We start from the raw sequence: 7578 nt of genomic DNA, 5'->3' as shown, positions 1-7578 counted from the left end.
GTACGCCAACTCATCGCCCAGAAATCTGGCTTGGATGTGCCAATGTTCGGCAATTTTTGGCAATGGGTGAAAGAGTCAGTGAATGAGGTGGGAGCTACGGAAGGAGGTAAAAAGACCCTTAGCGCCCTATCGATAGGACACATCATGATTGGGCTATATGGCTGTGAATGTGGCGCACCGGGAAGACCGCCCACTCTGATCCCGGACTTAGCGGGCTTTGTCGGCCCTGGTTCAACATTGGTCATAGCCTTTGATCAAGATGAAAAACCAACAGCCGTCAAAGCAGTCACCAGGGGGATAAGAAAGCTAAAACTTGTACTTCAAAACCTGGGTGCTAACCTTGCTATTGTTGAATGGAGTCCCAAAGATGGCAAAGGATTGGACGATTTGATCGTGAACAAGGGAGAAGAGGCTTTTGACGATGCCTACAATAAGGCAATCGCTTACATGGAGTCACAATTTGCTCTTTCAAAGGACTCCTCAACCGACAAAAGACCGACTGCGGACATAATCAGCCGGGAGATAGCCGAAGAGTTCCGAGAGCGCCTAGCTTACAACAATGAAGCTAGGCAGTGGATGCACTACGAGATCAAGTTCCCTGGGGTATGGTCAGGGGAAACCGAAGAAGCCATAGAGATGATTGTTTATCAAATCATCACTGCCAGGGGCATCCAGGGCTATAGCACCCACAGCTACATTACTAATATTGTCAAATTCCTGCGATCGCAACTTTTTGTGCGGGAATGGAACGAGCGCTCACCCAAGGAACTGATGCCCTTTTTCAATGGAGTCCTTGAAATTGCCACTGGGAAATTTTTACCCCATTCTCCAGGTTATCGGTTGACTTGGCAGCTGCCACGCTCACACGACCCCAAAGCCACAGATTGGTCACACATCGACGCTTTCCTGACACACTTGGCTTCGGGCAACAGACAGCTCAAAGATTTGCTGATTTGCTACTGTAATGCGGTGTTAAAGGGACGTTCCGATTTACAGAAATTTCTTCACCTGATTGGGCTGGGTGGGACAGGCAAAGGTACTTTCAGCCGACTGCTAGTTAACTTGATTGGTTCAGAAAACGTCCACAGCACCACGCTCGAAGATTGGTGCAGTAATCGGTTCGAGGGGGCGAATGCTCACAAGAAGCGGCTGGTACTCTTCGCTGACGAAGACAGACAAACCGGGAAGTTGGGTAAATTCCTCTCTCTGACTGGAGAAGACCCGATTCGGGCGGAGGAGAAGGGAAGAAAGGCTTTCCATTACCAATATGACGGCATGGTGCTGGTGTTATCAAATCTGCCAATTTTTATGGGTGATTCTGCTTCTCGGGTGAAGCGGCGGGTAATTTCATTCCCCTGCAACAATGCTGTAGACCCAATTAAACGCCGGAATCTAGATATTGAATTTGAGCCAGAACTAGCAGCGTTTACCAATTACGTTCTGAGTCTATCAGACGACCATGTTACCGCAGTAATTAAGGGCTTGCAAGAAATCCCAGAATGCACACTGGAATTTTGGGAGAACCGCACCCGTGTTGACGCGATCGCGGCGTGGTTGAATCAGTACGTGATTGCTGACCCAATGGCAAAAACTCCCATTGGCAGCGATCGCTTTGAAGGCGAGGATGGCTCAACCGTTACCACCCTGTTTGGTTCTTACAACCGCTATTGTCATAAGGCTGGCAGTAAACCGAAAAATCATAACAACTTTTCGCCCGACCTGCTGGAAATATGCCGCAGCGTTTTGGGCTGGTCAGTGGAGAAAGAATCTACCAAAACGGGTAAATTTATCCGGGGACTGAGGCTGAGGGTGGCTGGGATAGATGATCTCATTCCCACCCATGATTACACTCTTGCTCAAAATCTTTTCAAAGGTGACGGCACTGGTGACGGCTCAGGTGACGGCTCAGAACCCCCACTAGGTAAAGGATTAGAGGTAGGTGACGGCACTTTCCTAAATCCGCCAGAAAAAAAAGCGGAATTAGTTTTAGAGCCGGAGACTCAAAATGAAAATTATTTAAGAGGAGAAAAACTATCTCCACCACAGCTCGTTGAAAATGATTCGGCAATAAATAAAAGTGGATTGGGGTTTGAGCCGTCACCCAAGGTCAATGCCAGTTCTCATAATGGTTTTGAGCCGTCACCAGTGCCGTCACCAGTGCCGTCACCATCCGTCACCACTCGCCAACCCGTTAGAGGAGATCGTGTGAAGCTACTTTCAAGCGGCGAAGAATATAAAATCTCTTGGGTTTCCTGTGGTAGTGATAAAGTGCTTTTGGTTTCTGCCCGAACCTCTGAGCCGCTCACAGCTGCTTCTAAGTTGCGTCCTGGCGCTGCGGCTGGTGGATTAAATCTTATTGATGTTAGCGAACTAGAGTTTTTGGATACTTAGGGCAACTGATAACAGGATCTTTGCACCAACTATCCCAACGTCGGCGATCGCTTTTAAGAGTTAGTTATGCTCTCATGGCAGAATCAGGATTGCTCCCGTTAAAACTGATAAGCAATTTTGATTGATTAGAGTGCGATCGCAACTTCCCTCGTAATCATGCAAATGTACTACCAAATCCGATTGTAAAAATGTCACGGTCTAGCTGACCGATAGCTGTATTGTGCGTGTGTCAACTATCTAGTGGAGACAGATGAAAAGAGTTTGCAATAGTTGGTAATGATTAGGGTTTGGCGACGAGAGATTAAGGTTTTCGCCACCTACGCGATGACTTTGACATTTGTTCTCTGGTCGTCACGGACTGGAGCATATCCATAAAACCGATACGACCGAATCTTGAGGAAGGCGCTGTGACGTGTAGATTTGGATGAGCGAGGAATCTCCACCCACAGCTTTAGGCGGACAATGTTAACGTGGATGAGTAAGTAATGCGGGTATCCCGTTACGGCATATACAGTTCATCAGCGGTCATCGCTCCCTGGCTTGCCCTTGAAAAATATTTGGGCGTGACGGAGGAGCAATCTCTTTTGTTTTATTTAGTTTTGTTTATTTGTTGTAAAATGAATTAACATTCAACTAGTCAGCAACTATAATATAATGCAAATATCATGTTGTATCTAGTGGGATATAAACCTTTCATTAAAAAAGGTCAATTCATTTTTAGTTTAATAATGATGGTAGAAGTGGTTTGTTCACCAGCATAAAGATACATACCAAAAGTAAAAAATAATAGTAAATGTTAATTTAACTAAATTGAAAACAAATGATTAAAAGACGCTTATTCATTACTCTTGTCGGTCTTTCAGCTACTTGTTTGATTCTCTATCCAAATTTAGTTGAGCAAAAATCACAAGCTCAAGTATCTGGGACAGATGATGAAAGCGAAAGCCCGCTTATGAAACTACAAAACGTGCCTTTTGGAACCAAAACTGGAGAAGAAGAATTGCAGGCACTCTTACAATTCTCTGAACCTACCCAATCTCCTAATATTCGTAAAGTCGTTATTCCAATACCAACCAATAATTCTGGAGAATCGCTACCTGAAGATGCCTTAAAAAAACTTCCTGGTGTAATTGCTTGGGCTGAGTTTAGTCGCATAGTTGAAAGAGAGTCATCTCCTCCTGCGAAACCACAAAATCAAGAAAAATTTCAAGAAAACGGGAAAAAGGGAAGATTGTCTAGTGGAGGGATTCTCCATCTAAGAGTTGACTCCAAAAAATCTCCTGTTACTGCAACAATTAGTATTTCTGGTTACAAGATTCCTGGTTACGAAAAAATTAGACAAATCGAATTTGTTCTTCCTCAAACTGCTGGTTAATAACGCTACTCTAATAATTTTATGGTATTTCAAAAAATCTTCAGCAAGTTAGGCTTACTAACAAAACTTATTGGATTGACTTTGATTTTATCCTTAAGTTTTTTAACTGTTCACTCAACAGCAGCAACTACATTATATAGCGCAACTCAACCAGTTGAAAAGACCGATTTAAAAAAGCATGAAGGATTTTTGCTGGCTGCCAGCACTCAACTCGATCAACTTTTTAACCAAGCAGTGTTCTCTACACCTCAAGTTAAGGAGATAAGAGGTCATTCTAATTACGATAATGCATATAACGATGCATGGGGATGGTTTACCTATGTAACAACAGGATCACTCAGAGGGCCATACTGGTCACCAAATGCTGGCTGGATATATGAGGCAGACCTAATAGGAGGTGGAAGAGCTAATATTAGGGAATATGGAAGTAGTGGACTTTATCCAACAATAGATACTCTTGACCATAATAGCCCTAACCCAAATTTTTTTGTCAGAGAAGTTAAGTTCAAGTATTGATACCGTTATAAAATTTGGGAGCCAGATGGATCGAGATTTCTAATTTAATATTAAAACCAGGGATAGCAGAAATCTGTTAATCGGAGTTGACTTAACATATTACCCGTTAGCATAGAAGCATCATAAATAAACTCTGGTCTAACTTAAAAAGATATATGCGTCCTTTAACAGAGAAAGAGTTCAAAGCTGAGGCAGAGCCAGTTTTGCGACAAGTTTTTACCAGTGATAACCCATTTGCTCCGTACCCCTTTGCTAAAACTATTCCTCAACGAAGAGTCGTATTTGGCTTAGAGTACGATCTGAAATATACGGTAAGACCGCCCCTTATTGATGCATTGGTGGCTGCTGCATCCAGTGTAGGTGATACAGGATGTTACTTCACAATGCTCTGGCGTATGAACGAAGAAGCTAAGGGAGAATTCAATCACTGGTACATTCCTTTTTCAGAAATCTCCGCCTACAAAAGACATGATTATAAAATGTTCGGCTCCGCCTTTAATGCTGAGAATGTTCTTTACTCACCTTCAGGCAAATGGGGGATCATGACAAGTCATGAATATCACGGTTTACTTGGTGGTACTCAGGAGTTTATGGATGAAGTCCGTAGGAGAATCCCAAACCTTGATGAGCAAGTGTATGGCTTTCTGGAGCTTTGGCAACAGCATAAGACTCACAATACAGGTGCTAAAACAGACTGGTTACCAGGACTGTTAACGCAAATCTACGATGAAGAAACAGCATCAGAGATGTTACGAAAGGTAGACTTGCCGTGAGGAACTCAAAGTCCAATTACTTTGTGCTTCTTATTGAAAAAGCGGAGTATTTGTAAATTGAGAAGTTTTCGCAATAAATTCTCAGTGGCTGGTCTGTCAACGAAATAATAGGCATCCCAGCGCGGTAGACTGTCCATAAAACGTTGCGTAAACCGGACACTACCAGCGAGAGTAAATGAGGCTACCACCCCCAACTCGTCTACCAAACAAGCATTACAGGTCTAGAGAATACCTTACACCAAGTGAAGTGCGATCTCTGCTGAATGCTGCATTAGAACGCAAAGCTCGTTATTCTCACCGTGATTATACACTGATGTTGCTCATGTTTCGCCACGGCTTGCGGGTGGGGGAAGCTGTAGGGGCTAAGTGCGGTTTAAGGTGGGATGCGCTGATGTGGGCCGAACGTCAGATTTTCATCACCAGGGAAAAAGGTAGTGACTCAGGGGTTCATCCCTTGAGAGATGATGAACTGGAATTGCTCAAAGAACTCAGAGAGATGTTGCCCGATAGCAAATATATTTTCGTTTCCGAGCGTGGTGAGGTGATGTCAACTGATGCAGTGCGAAAGCTGCTTGGGCGGCTGGCAGTGCAGGCGGGGCTTGATATCAAAGTACATTGCCACATGATGCGCCATGCTTGCGGTTACTATCTGGTGAATCAGGGTTATAACACCAGAGAGATTCAAGACTTTTTAGGGCATCGGGATATCAAACACACTGAAAAATATACCAAGCTGAATGCTCGACGCTTTCTGAATTTTGATTGGGGTGATTTATAGTATTTTAGTGTCTTGTCTATCCTTGTAATTTTTACTAAAAATAAATTTTTAATATGACAGTGCTTATACCTTACATTGGTGTTATGGTCGTCCAGCCTCTTTTAGCGTGTCTTGTAGCTTGTGGTAGGTCGTTAGCGATGGGTGAGATAGTGAGATAGGTTTAGGTTTTTTTTACCTTCTACAGGGTTTTTAGCACGCGATGTCTACAGCGGGTGGGTACGCCATCGCTGACTCATGCATTGCTATATCTTCTTGTATAGGCGAGTATAACTAGAAATGACCAAATTTCTTAATCTGGTAATTTGCTTTACAATACACGCAGAAATTTCAAAACAGAGAAATGAGCGTGAAAAAAGGCAAAATTGCAACTTTGTTTGTGATCACTTATCTCATCTTCATATTTGGATGTGGTGTCAGTGGATATATTCCTGAAATTTCTGATGAGATTGTGAAGTTTTCCATTATCAAAAACACTGATGGTATCGGCTTTATTAATGAAGCTGGTCAAGTAGTTATTAAACAACAGTTTCTAGAAGCAAAGCCTTTTTCTGATGGCTTGGCAGCTGTAAGGGTTAAAGAACGTTGGGGTTTTATCAATCATAAAGGGGAGTTTGTAATTGGTCCAAAATATACTAATGTTCATCCGTTTTCAGAAAAACTAGCATTAGTTTATTTAGAAGGAAACTCATTTTTCTTTATTGATCAGCGAGGGAACGTGGTAATTGAATCCAAACCTAATTGGAGCTTTGATGGGGATTTTAAGGAAGGGTTAGCTCCTATAGTAGTTAAAGGCAAATCGGGTTTTATTAATACTAAAGGAGAGATCGCAATTGAGCCTAAGTTTGATAGTGTTAGAAGTTTTTCTAATGGCTTGGCATTTGTAAAAGTTGGAGAAGGTGTTCAAGCATTGGTAGGATATATCGATCGCTCAGGAAAATTAAAAATTCCCTTTGAAAACCTATATAGGGTTGGAACTGACTTTGTGATGAACAGAGCTATAGTTATCAAATATAACTATAGCTCTGGCGATGAAATTATATTAATTGATCAAACCGGAAAGGTGCTAACAAATCAACTCAGCTTGACTTGTGGTACTGATTTTCAAAGTCTTGTCAAGGGAGTTGCAGAAGGATTAATACCAGTGCGCTTAAAGTTAGCTAATCAAACAAAAAGTTTATCACAATGTAGCTATATTGATATGGAAGGAAAGATTGCTATTCCCTCTGATCCTAAGATCCAAGAAGCAAAACTCTTTTCTGAGGGGTTAGCATCTGTAAAAATTAAAGGCAAATGGGGCTACATCAATAGAAGTGGTTCGATAGTTATTCAACCAAAATTTAACGGAGTGTCACCTTTTAGAAATGGACTAGCTTATGTAAAAGTTAATGCAGCTAGTGAAGGTTTTATTAATCATTCTGGACAGTATGTTTGGCAACCTGTAACTTTTAAATGAGAGCGAGCGCACTTTTAGCGGGCGTTACGCCATCGCTCTTAGCGGGCGCACCGCAGGCATCGCACTTTGTTTGGTGTCTGACTGTTGCAGCGTTATTTAGAAGTGATCAAAAACGTTGTAGTCTGTGGGCGGTGATGTCGGGAATTGGTAGTTACACGACATTTCTCTACCAGCGTTTACACGGGAGGAATCAGCACTCTTATTAGCGATCGCTTCTTGGGCGGTAAATGGGTTTATCACGACATCCCTGCTGAGGGAGACAGTAGCTGAATGGTGCGAACGCAATTCCAGT

At 42.6% G+C, this 7578-nt stretch carries 7 protein-coding genes; 6 read left to right on the top strand and 1 reads right to left on the bottom strand.

The features are described 5' to 3' along the window. The 6 genes from ACEW80_RS12130 to ACEW80_RS12105 form a co-directional block, all read left to right on the top strand. The coding region (locus ACEW80_RS12130) for a DUF3854 domain-containing protein (protein ID WP_373526814.1) at window positions 1-2391 on the top strand (2391 nt) is incomplete at its 5' end. An 820-nt stretch (window positions 2392-3211) separates the two neighbouring features. Continuing rightward, window positions 3212-3766, top strand: coding sequence for a hypothetical protein (locus ACEW80_RS12125; RefSeq protein WP_373526813.1), 555 nt, complete (start codon window positions 3212-3214; stop codon window positions 3764-3766). 21 nt (window positions 3767-3787) lie between these two features. Continuing rightward, window positions 3788-4282: a hypothetical protein gene (locus ACEW80_RS12120; protein WP_373526812.1), complete on the top strand. Its 495-nt coding sequence runs from the start codon at window positions 3788-3790 to the stop codon at window positions 4280-4282. A 155-nt stretch (window positions 4283-4437) separates the two neighbouring features. After that, window positions 4438-5055, top strand: a complete 618-nt coding sequence (locus tag ACEW80_RS12115) for a hypothetical protein (RefSeq protein ID WP_373526811.1) — start codon at window positions 4438-4440, stop codon at window positions 5053-5055. A gap of 175 nt (window positions 5056-5230) precedes the next feature. After that, a complete protein-coding gene (locus ACEW80_RS12110) occupies window positions 5231-5833 on the top strand; it encodes a tyrosine-type recombinase/integrase (RefSeq protein WP_373526810.1) in 603 nt (200 codons plus the stop codon). A gap of 346 nt (window positions 5834-6179) precedes the next feature. After that, a complete protein-coding gene (locus ACEW80_RS12105; protein WP_373526809.1) occupies window positions 6180-7286 on the top strand; it encodes a WG repeat-containing protein in 1107 nt (368 codons plus the stop codon). A gap of 96 nt (window positions 7287-7382) precedes the next feature. Here ACEW80_RS12105 and ACEW80_RS12100 read toward each other — a convergent pair. Continuing rightward, on the bottom strand, window positions 7383-7578 hold a 196-nt coding region (locus ACEW80_RS12100; RefSeq protein WP_373526808.1), incomplete at its 5' end, for a hypothetical protein.

Source organism: Nostoc sp. (assembly GCF_041747015.1).
Taxonomy (GTDB): Bacteria; Cyanobacteriota; Cyanobacteriia; order Cyanobacteriales; family Nostocaceae; genus Nostoc.
The sequence above is the reverse complement of the archived record's forward strand: the minus strand, read 5'-3'. Positions and strand labels throughout refer to the sequence as shown.